The organism is Sphingobium sp. GW456-12-10-14-TSB1, assembly GCF_059424385.1.
Map to the genome: position 1 here is coordinate 364,534 of NZ_JBWKZI010000001.1, position 17,337 is coordinate 381,870.

The 17,337-nt window shown below is 66.8% G+C and carries 17 protein-coding genes; 5 read left to right on the forward strand and 12 right to left on the reverse strand.

Annotation, left to right across the window (positions count from 1 at the left end):
• Positions 1-53: 53 nt before the first annotated feature.
• Positions 54-2,597, reverse strand: coding sequence for an ATP-dependent helicase HrpB (gene hrpB / locus AC07X9_RS01840; RefSeq protein WP_086485426.1), 2,544 nt, complete (start codon positions 2,595-2,597; stop codon positions 54-56).
• A 147-nt stretch (positions 2,598-2,744) separates the two neighbouring features.
• On the opposite strand from hrpB, the gene AC07X9_RS01845 reads away from it, so the two are divergent.
• A complete protein-coding gene (locus tag AC07X9_RS01845; protein WP_017183141.1) occupies positions 2,745-4,370 on the forward strand; it encodes an ATP-binding protein in 1,626 nt (541 codons plus the stop codon).
• On the opposite strand, the gene AC07X9_RS01850 is transcribed toward AC07X9_RS01845, so the two are convergent.
• Both AC07X9_RS01850 and AC07X9_RS01855 read right to left on the reverse strand, forming a co-directional pair.
• On the reverse strand, positions 4,355-5,134 hold the full coding sequence (locus tag AC07X9_RS01850) for a TSUP family transporter (protein ID WP_017183140.1): 780 nt from the start codon (positions 5,132-5,134) through the stop codon (positions 4,355-4,357). The genes AC07X9_RS01845 and AC07X9_RS01850 overlap by 16 nt on opposite strands.
• A gap of 130 nt (positions 5,135-5,264) precedes the next feature.
• Positions 5,265-6,293 (reverse strand): polyprenyl synthetase family protein, encoded by a 1,029-nt coding sequence (locus tag AC07X9_RS01855; protein ID WP_017183139.1) that lies wholly within the window; start codon positions 6,291-6,293, stop codon positions 5,265-5,267.
• Positions 6,294-6,390: 97 nt separating this feature from the next.
• Here AC07X9_RS01855 and AC07X9_RS01860 point away from each other — a divergent pair, with 97 nt between their 5' ends.
• Positions 6,391-6,675: a chorismate mutase gene (locus AC07X9_RS01860; RefSeq protein ID WP_017183138.1), complete on the forward strand. Its 285-nt coding sequence runs from the start codon at positions 6,391-6,393 to the stop codon at positions 6,673-6,675.
• On the opposite strand, the gene AC07X9_RS01865 is transcribed toward AC07X9_RS01860, so the two are convergent.
• The 4 genes from AC07X9_RS01865 to AC07X9_RS01880 all read right to left on the reverse strand — a co-directional run bounded on the left by AC07X9_RS01865 (position 6,676) and on the right by AC07X9_RS01880 (position 9,375).
• Complete coding sequence (locus tag AC07X9_RS01865) at positions 6,676-7,569, reverse strand: DMT family transporter (protein ID WP_017183137.1); 894 nt, start codon at positions 7,567-7,569, stop codon at positions 6,676-6,678.
• Positions 7,570-7,673: 104 nt separating this feature from the next.
• Complete coding sequence (locus tag AC07X9_RS01870; RefSeq protein WP_026002385.1) at positions 7,674-8,321, reverse strand: heme exporter protein CcmB; 648 nt, start codon at positions 8,319-8,321, stop codon at positions 7,674-7,676.
• Entirely contained in the window at positions 8,318-8,929 is a 612-nt protein-coding gene (gene ccmA, locus AC07X9_RS01875) for a heme ABC exporter ATP-binding protein CcmA (RefSeq protein ID WP_017183135.1), read from the reverse strand. Before ccmA ends, AC07X9_RS01870 begins: the two co-directional genes overlap by 4 nt.
• Positions 8,926-9,375 carry a metallopeptidase family protein gene (locus AC07X9_RS01880; RefSeq protein WP_017183134.1) on the reverse strand — a complete coding sequence of 150 codons (450 nt, stop codon included), beginning with the start codon at positions 9,373-9,375 and terminating at the stop codon, positions 8,926-8,928. Before AC07X9_RS01880 ends, ccmA begins: the two co-directional genes overlap by 4 nt.
• On the opposite strand from AC07X9_RS01880, the gene AC07X9_RS01885 reads away from it, so the two are divergent.
• Positions 9,374-9,661: a 4a-hydroxytetrahydrobiopterin dehydratase gene (locus AC07X9_RS01885; RefSeq protein ID WP_017183133.1), complete on the forward strand. Its 288-nt coding sequence runs from the start codon at positions 9,374-9,376 to the stop codon at positions 9,659-9,661. The genes AC07X9_RS01880 and AC07X9_RS01885 overlap by 2 nt on opposite strands.
• A 23-nt stretch (positions 9,662-9,684) precedes the next feature.
• Here the strand turns inward: AC07X9_RS01885 and AC07X9_RS01890 are convergent, their stop codons facing one another.
• The 3 genes from AC07X9_RS01890 to AC07X9_RS01900 are packed head-to-tail and all read right to left on the reverse strand — an operon-like array spanning position 9,685 to position 13,253.
• Positions 9,685-10,152 carry a hypothetical protein gene (locus AC07X9_RS01890; protein ID WP_017183132.1) on the reverse strand — a complete coding sequence of 156 codons (468 nt, stop codon included), beginning with the start codon at positions 10,150-10,152 and terminating at the stop codon, positions 9,685-9,687.
• 29 nt (positions 10,153-10,181) lie between these two features.
• Positions 10,182-12,515, reverse strand: coding sequence for a patatin-like protein (locus AC07X9_RS01895; RefSeq protein WP_017183131.1), 2,334 nt, complete (start codon positions 12,513-12,515; stop codon positions 10,182-10,184).
• Positions 12,516-12,557: 42 nt separating this feature from the next.
• On the reverse strand, positions 12,558-13,253 hold the full coding sequence (locus AC07X9_RS01900) for an endonuclease/exonuclease/phosphatase family protein (protein WP_086485925.1): 696 nt from the start codon (positions 13,251-13,253) through the stop codon (positions 12,558-12,560).
• A gap of 89 nt (positions 13,254-13,342) precedes the next feature.
• Between AC07X9_RS01900 and radA the strand changes: the two genes are divergently transcribed.
• Both radA and AC07X9_RS01910 read left to right on the forward strand, forming a co-directional pair.
• Complete coding sequence (gene radA / locus AC07X9_RS01905; RefSeq protein WP_026002382.1) at positions 13,343-14,710, forward strand: DNA repair protein RadA; 1,368 nt, start codon at positions 13,343-13,345, stop codon at positions 14,708-14,710.
• Between the two features lie 11 nt (positions 14,711-14,721).
• Positions 14,722-15,234, forward strand: coding sequence for a CvpA family protein (locus tag AC07X9_RS01910; protein ID WP_017183128.1), 513 nt, complete (start codon positions 14,722-14,724; stop codon positions 15,232-15,234).
• A gap of 23 nt (positions 15,235-15,257) precedes the next feature.
• Here AC07X9_RS01910 and AC07X9_RS01915 read toward each other — a convergent pair whose 3' ends face one another.
• Positions 15,258-16,172, reverse strand: a complete 915-nt coding sequence (locus AC07X9_RS01915; RefSeq protein ID WP_017183127.1) for an NAD-dependent epimerase/dehydratase family protein — start codon at positions 16,170-16,172, stop codon at positions 15,258-15,260.
• A 4-nt stretch (positions 16,173-16,176) separates the two neighbouring features.
• The gene (gene proB, locus AC07X9_RS01920; protein WP_017183126.1) at positions 16,177-17,319 is read right to left on the reverse strand and encodes a glutamate 5-kinase; all 1,143 of its coding nucleotides are present in this window, start codon (positions 17,317-17,319) and stop codon (positions 16,177-16,179) included.
• Positions 17,320-17,337 lie beyond the last annotated feature (18 nt).

Sequence of the window (17,337 nt, forward strand, 5' to 3'; positions counted from 1 at the left end):
CGAAAGACTCCGGTAAATCGTCATGCTGCGTTGCACCAGCGTCCGGCGTGAAGTCAAGTGCGCGTGCGGGCATCGGCGCGCTTGGTGCGCAACGTGGGCGGGGCGGCGGTCGGATCGTCGGGCCAGGGATGGCGGGGGTAGCGGCCGCGCATTTCCTTCGCCACATCGCGCCAGTTGCCCGCCCAGAAGCCGGGCAGGTCGCGCGTGGTCTGGATCGGGCGGCCAGCGGGCGAGGTGAGCGACAGGACGAGCGGGATGCGCGCGCTGCCCACGGTCGGGTGCTCGGCCAGGCCGTAGAGCGCCTGTACCCGCAATTCGACGCGCGGGCCGCCATCGGCCATATAGTCGATCGCATGGCTGCTGCCTGCCGGGGAGCGGAAATCGGGCGGGGCCAGCCGGTCCACCTGCTGCTTGCCGTCCCAGCCGATCAGGCCGTCCAGCACCCCCGACAAGTGCGACCGGTCGATGTCCGACAGGCGGCGCTTGCCCGCCAGCAGCGGCGGGAGCCATTCGTCCAGGCTGGCGATCAGGGCGGCATCGGACAGCGCCTCCACCCCGGCAAAGTCGGCGCGCATCCGCAGCGACTGCGCGGCCTCCGACCAGGGAAGCAGATCGAGGCCCCCCTGTCGCACGCCGTCCAGCAGCGCCGCCACCACCGCCGCCGGATCGGGCCGGTCGTCGGAGCCTGACGACAGGCGCACCGCGCCCAGCCGCCGTTCCCGCAGCGCCTCTATCCCGCCATTGGCGGGGCGGAAGCGGACGGTGCGGCTGGTGATGATCCGGTCCGGAAACAGCGCCAGCACGTCCGCTTCGGCGATCGGCGCGGCGGACAGGATGCGCGCGCCTGCCGCGCTGCCCTGCACCTCTCCCACCGCCAGCCATTCTTCGCGGGCGAGCGGCGACAGGGGGTCGAGCCGAAAACCGCGCCCGCCCACACTGGCCCAGTCCGCGCCATCGGCGGAGCGGCGTTTCGACACGCGATCGGGAAAGGCGAGCGCAAGGCAGAGGCCGGTGGCTTCCGTCGCGCTGACTGTTCCCCTCCCGCTTGCCGGAGGGGTTAGGGGAGGGCGTGTCGCTAGATTAGCTGGTACAGACCCTCCCCCGGCCCCTCCCGCAAGCGGGAGGGGAGCAAGATGGTTGGGCGTCGCCACAAGACCCGCCCAGCGCTTGGCCAGCGCGCGGCCAGCATCGGCCCGCTTGCCGCCCTCCCGCCGCCAGCGTTGCAGGCGCAGCGTAAGGTCTGTGTCCTGTCCGCCAATGCCGCGTTCGCCCAGCAGCACGGCAATATCGGCGGCGGTCTGCGCCAGCCCCATTTCGGCGGCGCGCACCAGCATATGCGCGATGCCCGGGCTGAGCGGCAGTTTCGCCAGCGCCTTGCCATGGGGCGTGATCCGACCGTCGCCATCCAGCGCCTCCAGCGCGGTCAGCCTTGCCCGCGCCTCGGCGACGGCTGCGGCGGGCGGGGGATCGAGCCAGCGCAGCGTCCCCGGATCGCTCACGCCCCACAGCGCGCAATCGAGCAGCAGGCTGGAAAGGTCGCTTTCCAATATCTCCGGCGGATCGAAGGGGGGCATGCCAGCGTTCGCGGCTGCTTCCCACAGGCGATAGGCGACGCCGGGCCGCTGCCGCGCGGCGCGGCCCGCACGCTGGGTCGCCGACGCCTGGCTTGCCCGTTCGGTCACCAGCCGGGTGACGCCCGCCGCCCTGTCATAACGGGGGCGCCGCGCCAGCCCGCTGTCGACGACGATCCGCACACCATCGATGGTCAGGCTGGTTTCCGCGATGCTGGTCGCCAAAATGACCTTTCGCACGCCCGACCGCGATGGCCGGATCGCGGCCCGCTGGGCGGCGGGACCAAGCGATCCGTGGAGGAGATGCACGTCATAGGGGCCGCCGTCGATCCGCTCCGCCGTGCGTTCAATCTCTCGCACGCCCGGCAGGAAGGCGAGCAGGTCGCCTTCCGCTTCCTCGCTGATGGCGCGGCGGATGGCGGCGGCCATCTCATCCTCGATCCGTCGTTCCGCATGGCGGCCGATATGACGCAGTTCGAGCGGCTGGATGCGGCCTTCGCTCTCGATCACCGGTGCGTCGCCCAGCAAGGCGGCGAAGCGCGCGCCGTCGAGGGTTGCGGACATGGGCACGATGCGCAGGTCCGGGCGCAGCGCCTCCTGCGCGTCGAGCGCCAGCGCGAGGCCGAAATCGCTGTCCAGACTACGCTCATGCACTTCGTCGAACAGCACCGCCGACACGCCCGTCAGTTCGGGGTCGTCCTGAATTCGGCGGACGAAAATGCCCTCCGTCAGCACCAGCAGACGGGTACGCGCCGACATTTTGCTGTCCATCCGCGTGGCATAGCCGACCGTGCCGCCCGGCTGTTCGCCCAGCATTTCGGCAATCCGTTCGGCAGCGGCGCGGGCCGCAAGGCGGCGGGGGGAAAGCAGCAAGACCTGCCTGCTGCACCATGGTTCGTCCAGCAGCGCGGGCGCCACCGCCGTCGTCTTGCCAGCCCCCGGCGGCGCGACCAGCACGGCGTTGCTGCCGGTGCGCAGCGCAGCGAGCAGATCGGGCAGGACGGCATGGATGGGCAGGGCGCTCATGGCCCTTCCTCTCGCCCCATTGACGCGAAATCGCAAGCGGAACGGAAATTGCGCGGTGAGGGAAAGATTAGCCGTTTCAGGCGTTTGCGTGATAGGCAGAAATTATAGCCCTTGCGCGCGCGAGCATGGGTGGGGGATAAACAGGGCATGTCGGCATTTACCGAAGATGCGGAACGCTATCGTACGCTGTTTGAAACGATGGACGAAGGCTTTTGCGTCATCGAATTTTTCGACGGGCCGCATGGACCGTTAAGCGACTATATTCATATCGAGGCGAACCCGGCCTATGAACGCCATGCCGGCATTTCCAATGTCGTTGGCCAGACATTGCGTGAAATGGTTCCGGACGAGGCCGATGGCTGGCTGGAACTATATGGCCGCGTGTTGCGCACCGGGGAGCCGATCCACTTCCAGCGCGAACTGATCGCTACCGGCCGCCATCTCGACATTTCCTCCTTTCGCATCGGCGCGCTGGAGGACAAGCAGGTTGCGGTTCTGTTCAAGGATGTGACCCATCGCATTCGCATCGAAACCGAGTTGCGGCAGCTGAACGAAACGCTGGAGACGCGGATCGCGCAGGCGCTGGCCGAGCGGGAGGAAGCGGAAGCCGCGCTGCGACAGGCGCAGAAGATGGAGGCGGTGGGGCAATTGACCGGCGGCCTGGCCCATGATTTCAACAATTTGCTGGCCGGGATTTCCGGCGCGTTTGAAATGATCGGCCTGCGCCTGGCCGAGGGACGCACGGCGGATGTCGAACGCTATCTGGCCGCCGGGCAGGGTGCGACCCGGCGCGCTGCATCGCTGACCCACCGGCTGCTGGCCTTTTCCCGCCGTCAGACGCTGACGCCCAAGCCAACTGTCATCAACCGCCTGTTCACCGACTTTACCGAACTGGTGCGCCGGACCGTCGGGCCGCAGATCGAGGTGCAGACGATTGCGGCGAGCGGGTTATGGCCTGCGCTGGTCGATGCCAACCAGCTGGAAAATGCGCTGCTCAACCTGTGCATCAATGCGCGCGACGCCATGCCGGACGGGGGCAAGATCACGATCGAGACCGCCAATCGATGGCTGGATGATCGCACCGCGCGCGACCATGGTCTGACGCCGGGCCAATATGTCACCGTGTCCGTCAGCGATACCGGGACCGGCATTGAAAAGACGATTCTGGACCGGGTGTTCGATCCCTTCTTCACTACCAAGCCGATGGGGCAGGGGACAGGGCTGGGCCTGTCGATGGTCTATGGCTTTGCCCGGCAGAGCCACGGCCATGTCCGCCTCTATTCCGAAATCGGACAGGGGACGACGGTGTGCGTCTATCTGCCGCGCCATCGCGGCGAAGAGGATGAGGAAAGTCCGGCCCTGCCCGACGCCGCCACCGAAGCCGAAGCGGGCGAGACGGTGCTGGTGATCGACGATGAACCATCGGTCCGCATGCTGATGGTCGATGCCCTGACCGATCTTGGCTATGTCTGCGTCGAAGCGGGCGATGGGCCATCGGGCCTCAAGGTGCTGGAATCACCGGCGCGGATAGACCTGCTGGTTACCGATGTCGGCTTGCCGGGCGGGCTGAACGGGCGGCAGGTAGCCGACGCGGCGCGGGCGTTGCGGCCGGACCTGCGCATCTTGTTCGTGACGGGTTATGCTGAGAATGCCGTGTTGAACCACGGGCATATCGAACATGGCATGGAAGTGCTGACCAAGCCCTTCGCCGTTGAGGAATTGCGCCGCCGGGTCGCCGCCTTGCTCCAGTCCGACGATCAGCCGAACAGGTAGATGTGAATCGGGTTCTTCGGATCGATCAGCATCTTGGTCGTCAGCGCCAGCGACATGATGATCAGCAGCGGCTTGATCAGCCTGGAACCAAAACGCATGGCCAGATGCGATCCCACCTGCCCGCCGATGATACTGCCGATCGCCATGGTGAGGCCCGCGACCCATAGCACATGGCCGCCAGCCACCATGGTCAGCAGGCCCGCAACATTGCTGGCGAAATTGGCGGCCTTGGTCTGGGCGGTGGCGCGCAGGATCGACAGGCCGCCCAGCGCCAGAAAGATGGTGGTGTAGAAAGCGCCCGCGCCCGGACCGAAAAAGCCGTCGTAAAAGCCGATGACGCCGATCAGGCCGCTTAGCGCAGCAATGCCGACGCGCGCGTGCCGGTCTGCCTCGCCCAGTTTGGGAGAGAAGGTGAAATAGGCGGCGATGGTGATGAGCAGGGCAGGCATAAGCCCGGCTAGGATCGATGGATCGACCCGCTGGAGCAGCCATGCGCCGCCGACCGATCCGATGAAGGCGGCGATCACCGGCGCCTTGTAGGTTTTGAGGTCCATATGCCCGCGCCGGGCATAGGCGAGGCACGCACCGAATGTGCCAAAGCAGCTTTGCAGTTTGTTGGTGGCGACAGCCTGCACCGGCGGAATGCCAGCAGCCATCAGCGCGGGCAGGGTGATAAGCCCGCCGCCACCTGCCATCGCGTCGATGCAACTCGCCGTCAATGCGGCGGCCATCAGGAAGGCGAGGGTTTCGGGAGTCAGGATCATGGGTGCTTTGGCCCGCCACCCCATCCCGTTCGGGCTGAGCCTGTCGGAGCCTGATACTTTCTAAGAAGAATGACCCTTCGAAACAGGGCGAACGGCCTTTGCTGGTCAGACGAAACGCGGACCCAAATCCTCAATAGGCGCGGATCGTTGCAAATTCGACGGCTTCGGTCAGCGCGGCCTTGGCCTTGCCATTGTCGAACATGCCCAGCGCGTCGATCGCGCGCTGGCCGTAATGGCGGGCGCGGGCGAGCGTGTCGGCGATCGCGCCGGTGCGGCGCAGCAGGCCGGTGGCGTGGGTCAGATCATCATCGCTGATCTTGTGACCCGCGATCGCCGCCTTCCAGAAGGCGCGATCCTCATCGCTGCCACGGGCATAGGCCAGGATCACCGGCAGCGTCACCTTGCCATCGCGGAAATCATCGCCAGCATCCTTGCCCATGGTCGCGCCATCCGATTCATAATCGATCGCGTCGTCGATCAGCTGGAAGGCGATGCCCAGATTGCGGCCATAGACGTCGAGCGCCTGCTCCTCCCGCTCGTCCCGGTCGGCGACCACGGCGGAAATGCGGCAGGCGGCGGCGAACAGCGCTGCGGTCTTGGCGCCGATAATGTCGAGATACTGGTCCTCGCTGGTGTCGATCTTGCGCTGGGCGGTCAGCTGGTTGACTTCGCCCTCCGCGATCACCGCCGATGCGTTGGCCAGGATTTTCAGGACTTTGAGCGATTCCGCCTCGACCATCAGCTCGAAGGAGCGGGAGAAGAGGAAGTCGCCGACCAGCACGCTGGCGCTGTTGCCCCAGATGATGTTGGCGGTCTTGCGGCCCCGGCGCAGGCCCGATCCATCGACGACATCGTCATGCAACAGCGTGGCGGTGTGGATGAATTCGACCGCGGCGGCCAGCTTGTAGTGGCGCGATCCGGCATAGCCGACCAGATCGGCGCAGGCCAGAGTCAGCATAGGCCGCAGCCTCTTGCCGCCGCCTGCAATCAAATGCCCGGCCAGTTCGGGGATCAGCGGGATGCGCGACTGCATCCGGTCCAGAATCACGGCATTGACCTGGTTCATGCCATCGGCGACCAGATTCATGATGGGGGCCAGCGACGGCGCGCTTTTGGCGCGGCCGATGGGGTGGACGTTACCGGGGGCGGGTGCTGTCATGATGTGCGTCCCTTGGCCGGGCAAAATGCAGATGGCAAGCGGGAATAGCTTGCCTGTGAGGCCAGATGGCGCAAAAAGCGCGCCGATTGACCGGAGGATGAACGTGACCGACACATTGCAGCGCTACCGCGAAAGCATCGACAATATCGACGCCGCGCTGGTGTTCATGCTGGCCGAGCGGTTCAAGGTGACGCAGGCGGTGGGCGAATATAAGGCGAGCCATGCGCTGCCCCCGGCCGATCCGGGGCGGGAGGAACGGCAGGTTGCCCGGTTGCGGCAGCTGGCGCTGGACGCGAAGCTGGACCCTGACTTCACCGAAAAATTCCTGCGCTTCATCATCGACGAAGTGATCCGCCATCATGAAAGGCTGCGCGAAGGCTGATCAGGCCGGTTCGGTCAGGTCCGCTTGTCTGGCGGGCGCCGATCGACCGAGCAGCACCCCGCCCAGCGCCAGCGCAAAACCGACAAGCTGGATAGGGCCAAGCCGTTCGCCAAAGAGCAGCCAAGCCTCGATCGCGGCCAGGGGCGGGACGAGCAGCAACAGCATCGACATGGCGGTCGGCCCCTGATGGCGGACCAGCCAGACGAGCAGACTGAGACCAGCCGCCGACAGGACAAGCACCGACCAGCCGAGCGCGGCCCAGAGCATGGGATCATTGTCCCAACGCCATTCGCCCACGATCAGCGTGGCGGTGATCGCGACCAGTGCGCCGCCGATATTCTGCACCCCGCCCGACACCAAAATCGGATCACCCGCCAGTCCGCCGCGCTGAATCAACGTGCCGCCGGTCATGGCGATGACCGCGACCAGACCCGCAATCGCCAACCCGATGGAGATGGAGCCGGTGCCGCTGCGCATGATGGCGGGCAGCAGGACGCAGGTGACGCCCAGGATCGCGATGGCAAGTCCCACCCAGGTGCGGCGCGGTAGCCGGTCGCCCAGCAGGACGACGCTGGCGACCGCGACCATCAGCGGCTGGAGCGCCCCCAGCAGCGACATGATCCCGGCGGGCATGCCACGGCTGATCGCCCACCAGCCGACCGTAAGATAGACGCCGTGCAACATGGCGCCGGCAAGCAGGTGGAGGGCCAGCCTGCGCCCGCGCGGAAAGTCCTGCCGCGCGAACAGGGCCGCGCCGCACAATAGAATCGCAACCAGCGTCAGGCGGATCGCCAGCACCAGTTCTGGCGCGCCGTGCGGCACCGTCGCGCGGGCGACGATGAATCCGGTGGACCAGATCAGGACGAACAGGATCGAGGCGGCAAGGGCAAGCATGGGGCGGCTGTGGCGCAGGCGAAGGGCGATGTCGAGAGGCGGAAGGAGCAGGGCCGTGTCGGGCTTGTTCGCCTTTTACAGCCTCGCGATCGGCGGATGCCGGACTATTCCCGCCCCGCCCGTATCGCTGCGCCACCGGCAAATGGCGTGATCGCGACCAGCAGCATCGAGGCGGCGGCGAGGAATTTGAGTGCTGCGCCACTGCCATCGCCCAGCGTGCCGGCGCCAAAGATCAGCAGCGGCACCGCCAGCGGCAGAGCGAGCAATCCCGCCAGCGCACCGCTGGATCGCAGGCCCGCCGTCAGCGTCGCGACCAGCAGGCCGAGCGCCGCCAGCGCAGGCGTGCCGATCAGCAGGCCAGCCTCGAGCATCCAGATCGTCCCGCCATCCAGCTTCAGCAAGGCGGCGGCGGGCAGGGTGGCGATCATCAGCGGCGGGCCAAAGCCCAGCCAGTGAGCGATCAGCCGGGCCAGCACGACCATTTCGTCGCCAATGCCGCGCAGCGCCATCTGATCCAGCACCCCCGCGTCGCGATCCGGCGCGATCAGCCGGTCGACCGGCAGCAGGCTGGCCAGCAGCGCGGCGATCCACACCATCCCGCCCCCGGTGCGGCGCAGCAGGCCAAGGTCCGGGCCGACAGCAAAGGGATAGAGGCTGGCGACCAGCAGCAGGAAGGCAACCGGCAGCCACAGGCCCGACGAGCGCCAGGCGGTGCCCAGATCGCGCGAGGCGAGCAACCAGAGCATCCTCATGCGTCCCACTCCGCCGGATCGGGCAGATGGTCAGCCAGCGACAGCACGACCGGCGCGCCCAGCGGCAGTGGCTGGTGCGACGCTGTAACGACGATGCCGCCGCCCGCCAGATGCGCGGACACGGCCGATCCCAGCAGGGCCAGCGAGGCGCTGTCCAGACCATTGCCCGGCTCGTCCAGCAACCAGATCGGCGCGCCGCTGGCGATGACCCGCGCCAGCATCGCCCGCTTGCGCTGCCCGGTCGACAGCATCCGAACCGGCACGTCGGAAAGCCGCGTAAGCGCCATAGCCTCGAGCGCCGCGGCGACGGCATTCGCGGCGCTGCCGTCCAGTCGCGCCCAGAAATGGAGGGCGCGCGCCAGCGGCAATTCACTGTCGAGCGCCAGCCGCTCATCGGCCAGCGCGACCGCGCCATGGCGTTCCATCGTGCCGGAAAAGGCGGGGAGAAGCCCCGCGCATAGCCGCAACAGGCTGGATTTGCCGACGCCATTGGGGCCGGTCAGCAACGCGCTGGCGCCTGCATCGAGCGTCAGGTTGACGCCGCGAAACAATATCCGTCCGCCGCGCAGGCAGGCGACGTCCGACAGGGCCAGCGCCGCACGGCTCATGGCGCGACCATATCCTCCAGCACATGCATGTCGATGTCCGACAGGCCGAAATGATGGCCGATTTCATGGACGACCACATGGGTGATCAGCGCGTCCAGCGGCACCCCGGTTTCGATCCATTCGTCCAGCAGGGGTCGGCGGAACAGATGGACGGTGGGCGGCGCATCCCCGGTCTGCGCCTCCTGCCCGACGGGGCGGCCGGTATAGAGGCCGGTCAGGCCGAACGGATCGTCAATGTCCATGTCCTTGAGCGTCTGCGCATCGGCAAATTCCTCAACGAACAGGACGACATTGTGCAGATGGTCGGTAAAGGGGGCGGGCAGGCGCGCCAGCGCTTCAAGCGCCAGCGCCTCAATATCCTGCGCAGTGGGAGCGAAGCGGTGCGGTTGACCTTCGTGCGACATGGCTGCCACATAGGCGAAACTATTTTCAGAGGATAGGGACATGATCGAGAAGCTGAGCGATGAGGCGCGCGCGCTGGCGCTGGCCGACCTGCCCGAATGGTTGGTGGTCGCGGAGCCGGACGGCATTTCGCGCCGTTTCACCTTTCCGGATTTCGTCGCCGCCTTCGGTTTCATGACGCAGGTGGCGATCTTGGCCGAGAAGGCGGATCATCATCCCGAATGGAGCAATGTCTATAACCGGGTGGACATGGTTTTGACCACGCATGACGCAGGCGGCCTGTCGCAGCGGGACATTGACCTGGCGCACCAGGTCGACGGGTTGTTGTAATACTGAACGGATGGGGGGAGCGCCTATTCTTCGTCGCGCCCTTCGATCCGGTCCTCATATCCATGCAGTGCGGCGGTGACGGACGGATCGGCGGCGTAGCGGCGGCGGAGCGTCGCCAGCGTCGCGTCGGACCCGTGGCACAGTTCCGCGACATTTTCCTCGATATAGGCGCGCCGTTCCGCATCATAGGCTTCTTCGCCCCGGAAATGGTCGCAACTGTCGCGCTCCACCATGAACTGGGTCACTTCGCGCGGGAATGGGGCCGCGCTGGCGGCGACGTCCGACGGCGGCAGGTCGAGCGAATGCCATGGCGCGGGCTGGGCGCGAACGGTAACGACCGGCCCGGCTTTGGGCCGCGGCGGTGGGCTGACGACCGCTTTGGGCGGGGGTGGCGGGGCAGGCGCGGGAACGACCGGCGGGCTGGGGCTGGGATCGGCCTGCGCAACCTGCGGTGACGAATCTCCGCAGCCGGCGACGAGCGCCAGCGTCATGCCTATCGGAACCAGCCTCAAACGCCTGCTCACCCGATTTCCTCCCGCAAGCTGGCGATCAGGTCCGCGGCATGCGGTAGCCGCGACTCTTCTTCGTCCAGGATCGCCAGAAAAGCCGCTCGCCTATAGTCGCGCAGCGCGTCGGGGGAAAGGCGGCTTGCGGTGGGCATGGCTGAAATCACGATGTCCAGCAGCCGCTCGACCCCATGCAGGCGGCCCCACAGATAGTCATTTTCCCGATAGACCCGGCTGAAGAAAGCGCCGAAATTATTGAATTCAATGCCTTTAAGTGTGGCGGCAGCGCCGCCGGGCCGGATCGCGGAGCAATCTTCGGGCGAAATCCGGTCGACCTTCACCGGATCATATTCGTCCATAGTGTCACCCTGAAGCAACGGTAGGGTGGCTATGTCATAGAAGGGGAAGCCGAGATAAGCGAGCAGCATGGACCTGCGACCGGCCTTGGGCAGGGCGGCGAAGGCTTCGGCCAGGATCATCTCCGCACCCTCGTCCCGCGTCCGCAGGCCGCGTTCCTGCGCGACCGCTTCCAGTGCGGCGGCGGCATCGCCCGGCACATCGCGCGCGGCGGCCAGCACGGCGGCCCCGTGAAAATCGCTCTCCTCGCATTCGGCATAGAGCGCCAGCGCGCGGTAGATCGCGTCATGCATTGCCAGCACCGCTTCATCCTCCGCCGCGCCCTCGCTTTCCAGCGTGTCGGCCAGATGCCGCGCCAGAAAGCGCAGGCGGCGAATGCGGAACGCCAGATCATGGGTGCGGAAGAAGGTGACCGGGCCGGAAGCCGACCCGCCGCTCCCGTCCAGTTGATCCGCGCCATCCTTGCGCACCTGTGCCCATATCGCCGCGCGATAGGTTTCGCGCAGCATCCGGCTGTCCTCCCCCGACAGGCGGAACAGCAAGGTTGCGAGCGATTCGACGATGCCTGACAATTTGAGGTGGCCATAGGCGGGAAAGGCGAAACCGGCGGAACTGGCCGCCCGCTGCTGCGCCTTGGCGCGCCAGGCCGACAGGCGCGACGGGGTTGGCCGGTCGAGGAACAGCATCCCGCCGATCGCCCCTTCCACCTCCGCCTCGATACCGGGGCGCAGCGCGTTCAATATGCGGCGCATCCGGCGAATGCGCGAGGAATGGCGGTCGATCGCCTCCAGATTGTCGCGAATCGGCTGTTCGCGCGGAATGTCGCTCAGCGCGCCGAAGATGGTGCGGAAGAAGCCGGGCAGCGGCGCATCCTCGCCCGTGGGCACCGCGACCTGATCGCCATGGCGGTTGAGCTGGATGGTGCGATGTCCAGGCTTTGGATCGATATAGACGAAGCGCCGGTCGACCTCCCGCCGCGATGGCCGGTTGCGCAGCGCGCCGATGGCCTGCGCGAAGGGCGCATTGGCCAGCACCGACCCGTCGATCAGCACCGCATCCTCGGCCGTGCCGCGCGCCCAGTGACGCGGCAGCGCGCGGGCCAGGAAGGCATCGCGCGTCGGCCAATTGCGATGGCGGCGCTTGAGCACCCGGTCCAGTTCCCGCACGGTGAAGGGGGGGAAGGCGCCCGGAAAGCTGGCGGTGGCGCGCGCCGCGAACACCAGTTCGGCGGTATCGGCAAATTCGCGCGCTCCCCGACCCCGTGCCCGGAAGCCGATCGACAGGCGATGTTCGGTCTCGATCACCTGGCGCGGGCTGTTGAGGGTCAGGCTTTGCGGATGCCCTTCAAAATCGGTGACGGTGACGAACAGGTCGAGCGGATGGCCGTCAGGCAACAGCACCGGCCCGCGCTCGCTGGCCGCCATCGCGTCGAAGGCGTCGAGGATCAGCGTCGTGAAAATCTCCCCGCCAAAGGGCGGTTCGAACCAGCGGGAGCGGATGAAGCGGGACAATTTCATCCGCACTTCCTCGCGCGTGTCCGGCGCGACCGTGCGCTCCACCGCATCGCCGGGCCGCCGCGCCGCCATCCAGACCAGCGGCGTCGCCCAGAATTTTGTGAGCGCGCGGGTCGGGCGGGCGTCGGGATCGAGCAGGCTGTCGACATCGGCATTGTCGAGCCACAGGTTGGTCAGCGGCTCCAGCGACTGGCCGGTCTCGATCGCCTGCGCCAGAAAGATGCCATTGATGCCGCCGGCGCTGGCCCCGGCGATAATGTCCGGCAGCACGCGCAGCCGCACCCCGCTGGCTTCCTCCATATCGGCAAGCAACTTGTGATAGATGGCCTCGCTGCCTGTCTCCGGCTGCACGCCGTCATGATAGGCGCGGCTGGCGCGCGCCAACCGCCATACCTCCTTGGTGATGCCATGCATGTAAATGGCCAGGCTGATGCCGCCATAGCAGACCAGCCCAAGCCTGAGTTCCCTCTCCTTCATGGCGTGAACGTCGCAGAGCGGAGACAGCTTGTCGAGGGGCTGTCAGGCGCGGAAATCGGCCCAGATCGGTAAATGGTCGGACGCCTTGCGCGACGAAGCGCTGTCATGGACGCCGCAGTCGGTCAGCGTCAGCCGGTTGCAATGCATGATCCGGTCGAGCCGCGCCACCGGACGGCGCGCATGGAAACTGCGTCCGCACGGCGCGAAACTATAATGATGCGCAAAGTCGGCCAGGCAGCCGCGATTGGCGCTCCATTCGTTAAGATCGCCCATCAGCACGGTGGGCATGGGCGCACCCTGTGCCGCCGCATTGATGACGGCTGCGGCCTGCCGCCGCCGCCACAGGCCCGACAGGTCCAGATGCATGCCGAACACGCGCAGCGACAGGCCGTTCAGCGTCACTTCCGCCATGGTCGCGCCGCGCGGTTCCAGATAGGGGAGATGCAGCACGTCGCTCAGGTCGATCTGTGCAGCCTTGCGCACCAGGAGGGCGTTGCCGTGCCAGCCCATCGAATCCACCTGCACGTCGAGCGGCACGGGCTTGTAATCGCTCAGGCGCTCCATCAGCACGGACGGAATGGCCGCAGATCGCACGCCAAAGCGCCGGTCGGCTTCCTGTAGCGCGATGATGTCCGCGTCCACCTCGCCCAGCACCTCCAGCACCCGTTCGGGCATCCGCCGCCGGTCGGTGCCGATGGCCTTGCGGATATTGTAGCTGGCAACGCGGATTGTCTTCATTACCGCTTCAATGCCTGAGCCGCGATGATGTTTCCAGTCCATCACCGGATGTTCTTGCAATGTTCGCGCATGGTCGGCATATCTCCGCCATGGCCAAGGCAAAGCGGAAATTCGTCTGTCAGCAATGCGGCACAGTCTCGCCGCGGTGGCAGGGCCAGTGCGAGGATTGCGGCGAGTGGAACAGCATCGTCGAGGAAGCGCCGGAAACCGCGTTTTCGGCGCGGCACGACCTGCACGCTGGCGGACGGGCGATCACGCTAATCGGGCTGGACAGCAAGGTCGAGCTGCCGCCGCGCACCAGCACCGGCATTGCCGAGTTCGATCGGGCGTTGGGCGGCGGAATCGTGGCGGGATCGGCCACGCTGATCGGCGGCGATCCGGGCATCGGCAAATCGACCTTGTTGTTGCAGGCCGCGGCGCGGGTGGCGGCGCGCGGGCTGTCGGTCGTCTATATCAGTGGCGAGGAAGCGACCGATCAGGTGCGGCTGCGCGCGCAGCGGCTGGGCCTGGGGGGCGCGCCGGTGATGCTGGCGAGCGCCACGTCGGTGCGCGACATATTGACGACGCTGGGGGAGGGGGAGCCGCCCGCCTTGCTCATCATCGATTCGATCCAGACGATGCATAGCGATCTGATCGAGGGTGCGCCCGGCACGGTCAGCCAGGTGCGGGCATCGTCTCAGGAACTGATCCGCTTTGCCAAGCAGCGCAACAGTGCGCTCGTGCTGGTCGGCCATGTGACCAAGGATGGCAGCATCGCCGGGCCGCGCGTGCTGGAACATATGGTCGATACCGTGCTGGCGTTCGAGGGGGAGCGCAGCCACCAGTACCGCATCCTGCGCGCGATCAAGAACCGCTTTGGCGGCACGGACGAGATCGGCGTGTTCGCAATGGTGGCGGAGGGGCTGGAGGAAGTCGCCAACCCGTCCGCCTTGTTCCTGACCCATCGTGATGAGAGCGTGACCGGCGCGACCGTGTTCCCGGCGCTGGAAGGAACCCGGCCGGTGCTGGTAGAGATACAGGCGCTGGTCGTGCGCCTGTCGAGCGGGGCGACGCCACGCCGGGCCGTAGTAGGCTGGGACAGCGGTCGGCTGGCGATGGTGCTGGCGGTGCTGGAATCGCGCTGTGGCCTCAGCTTTTCGACCTGCGAAGTCTATCTGAACGTCGCGGGCGGCTATCGCCTGTCGGACCCGGCGGCGGACCTGGCGGTGGCAGCGGCGCTGGTCTCCGCCCTGTCGGAAAAGCCCGTTCCCGCCGACGTCGTGCTGTTCGGCGAAATCGCGCTGTCGAGTGAAATCCGGCCCGTCGCCCATGCGCCGCTGCGGCTGCGCGAATCGGCCAAGCTCGGGTTCAATCGCGCTTTCATCCCCGCCGCGGCGGCGGACGGGGTGAAGGGAATTGCGGTCAATGGCTTCCGCACGCTCGCGGGGCTGGTTGACCAGATGCTGGGCAGGGGATAGCCACGCTGGCGATGAACGCCGTTGATATTCTTGTCCTGCTCGCCATTGGCGGTTGCGCCATATTGGGCTTGCTGCGCGGTTTCGTGCTGGAAACCCTTTCGCTGATGGCGTGGGTGCTCGCGATCTTCGCCATTCGCCTGTTCCATGCCTCCGCCACCGAATTGCTCAGCGCCTTTGTCGGGACGACCAGCGGGGCCGCCGTGCTGGCGCTGGTACTGGTGTTCGGCGTTACCTTCGCAGCGGGCAAGATGGTCGCCCACGCCATTGGCCGCCGTACCCGCCAGTCCGTGCTGGGGCCGGTCGACCGGGTGCTGGGCGGCGGCTTTGGCGCGGTCAAGGGACTGATCGGCGCGACCCTGATCTTTCTGGCATTCAGTCTGGTCTATGACACCATGTATGGCAGCGGCGCGCGCCGCCCGGACTGGCTGTCCGACGCGCGCACCTTTCCGCTGCTCAATGCCAGCGGGCAGGCGATCAGCGAATTTCTGGCGGAACAGCGAGCGAAGAAGCCCGTCGAATCATAACGGTGAGGGTAAGGGGGGCGGACCTACACCCAGCCCTTGGCCCGATAAGCCTCCGCCGTCGCCTTCAACCCCGCCTCGGTCGGCACTTGCGGCATCCATAATTGCCGGGGGACATGCGCGCCGGTCGCGGCGACCCAGTCGGGATGGCAGAAATAATCGACCCGGTCAGGGGTCAGCTTCGCGCCCTTGCCCCGGATCATCCGGTCAGTCCGTGCCGCCACGCCCAGCAGCCATGCCGGAGTTGCCAGCGTCCGTACGGTGCGCCCCATCGCGCGGCCGATCGCTGCGCCAAAATCCTTGTGATCCCACCCGCCGACAGTGCCGTCGTCCGCCTCATAGATGTGCGTCAGGCTGATTTCCTGCTCGCCCGCCAGCGTCAGCAGCAGCCGGGCCAGATCGCCTACTTCGATCACCGAAAGGCGCCCGCCGGGCGGCAGCATCATGACGCCGCGCTTGGCCATGCGGAACAGTTCCAGCATCTCCCGATCATTGGGGCCATAAATGGCGGGCGGGCGCACAATCGTCCAGTCGAGGCCGCTGGCCTGTACATGGCGTTCGGCCAGCGCCTTGGACCAGCCATAGTCGGACAGGTCCGGTTCGCGCGCCGCCAGTGAAGAAACGTGGATCAACCGCCGCACGCCACGTTTGCGCATCGCGTCGATCACGGCGATGGTGCCGCGCGCATTGCCGACAGCGAAAGCCGCCCTGTCCGGCGCGTTCACCACGCCCGCGATATGCACCACGACATCGGCGTCGCGGACCAGCGTATCCAGCCCCGCGGCGTCCTCCAGCGATCCCGGCACCCATTTCAGCCGCGCGCGCGGCGGCTGTGCCTTGCGCGTCAGTGCGGTGACATGATGCCCCGCCGCCAACGCCTGATCCAACGTCTCCGTGCCGACGAAACCCGTCGCGCCGGTCATCGCAATCCGCAATGTCATGGCGTCAGACCATCGCCATATGGTCGCGATGGACCAGCACGGATCGTGGCAGATGGCCAAGCAGCACGGCAATATCCTCGCTGCGCTTGCCCGCGATCCGCGCCGCTTCCTCGCTGTCATATTCGCTCAGGCCGCGCGCGATCGTCCGGCCATCGGGGGTCATGATATCGACCACGTCGCCGCGCGCGAATACGCCTTCGACACTGGCGACACCGGCTGGCAACAGGCTGTTGCCCTGGCCCAGCGCCCGTTCCGCGCCCGCATCCACGATGATCCGCCCGCGCACGGTCAACCGCCCGGCAAGCCAGCCCTTGCGCGCACGTTTCGCTGGAGCGGCGAGGAAGATCGACCCCTTGCCACCAGTGGTCCAGTGCGACAGGGGCGCATCGACCTTGCCCGAAATGATGGCCAGATGGGCGCCCGCGCCGGTCGCGATCCTGGCCGCCTCGATCTTTGAGGTCATCCCGCCCGATCCCATGCCGGACGCGGAACCGCCATCGGCCATGGCAGCGATTCGCGCATCGATGCGTTCTATTGTCTCTATCAGCATCGCGTCCGCATCGACGTGCGGGTTGGCGGTGTAAAGCCCGTCGACGTCCGACAGCAGGACAACTGCGTCAGCCCGTGCCGCCTGTCCGATACGCGCCGCCAGCCGGTCATTATCGCCAAAGCGGATTTCGGCGGTAGCGACGCTGTCATTCTCGTTCACCACCGGCACGACGCCCAGCGTCATCAGCCGTTCGAGCGTAGCGGACGCATTGAGATAGCGGCGGCGATTTTCCAGGTCGTCGAGCGTCACCAGCATCTGCGCGGCAGTGATGCCGCATTCGTCCAGCAGGCTGGCCCAGCATTGCGACAGGGCGATCTGTCCGGTTGCCGCCGCTGCCTGCGCATCCTCCAGGCTGCCGCGTCCGCCCTTGGGCAATTTCAACCGGCGCGCGCCCAGCGCGATCGCGCCGGACGATACGATGATCACCTGCTGCCCCGCGCTTTTCCGCGCCGCGACATCGGCGACCAGCGTACGCAACCAGTCCACCCGCACCTGACCCGCCGGATCGACCAGCAGGGCAGAGCCGATCTTGATGACCAGACGGCGAATGAGGGCGGGGGGAAAGCCGGAGAGGGGGGGCATGGACACAGCTATCATTCCGTTCGCCCTGAGCTT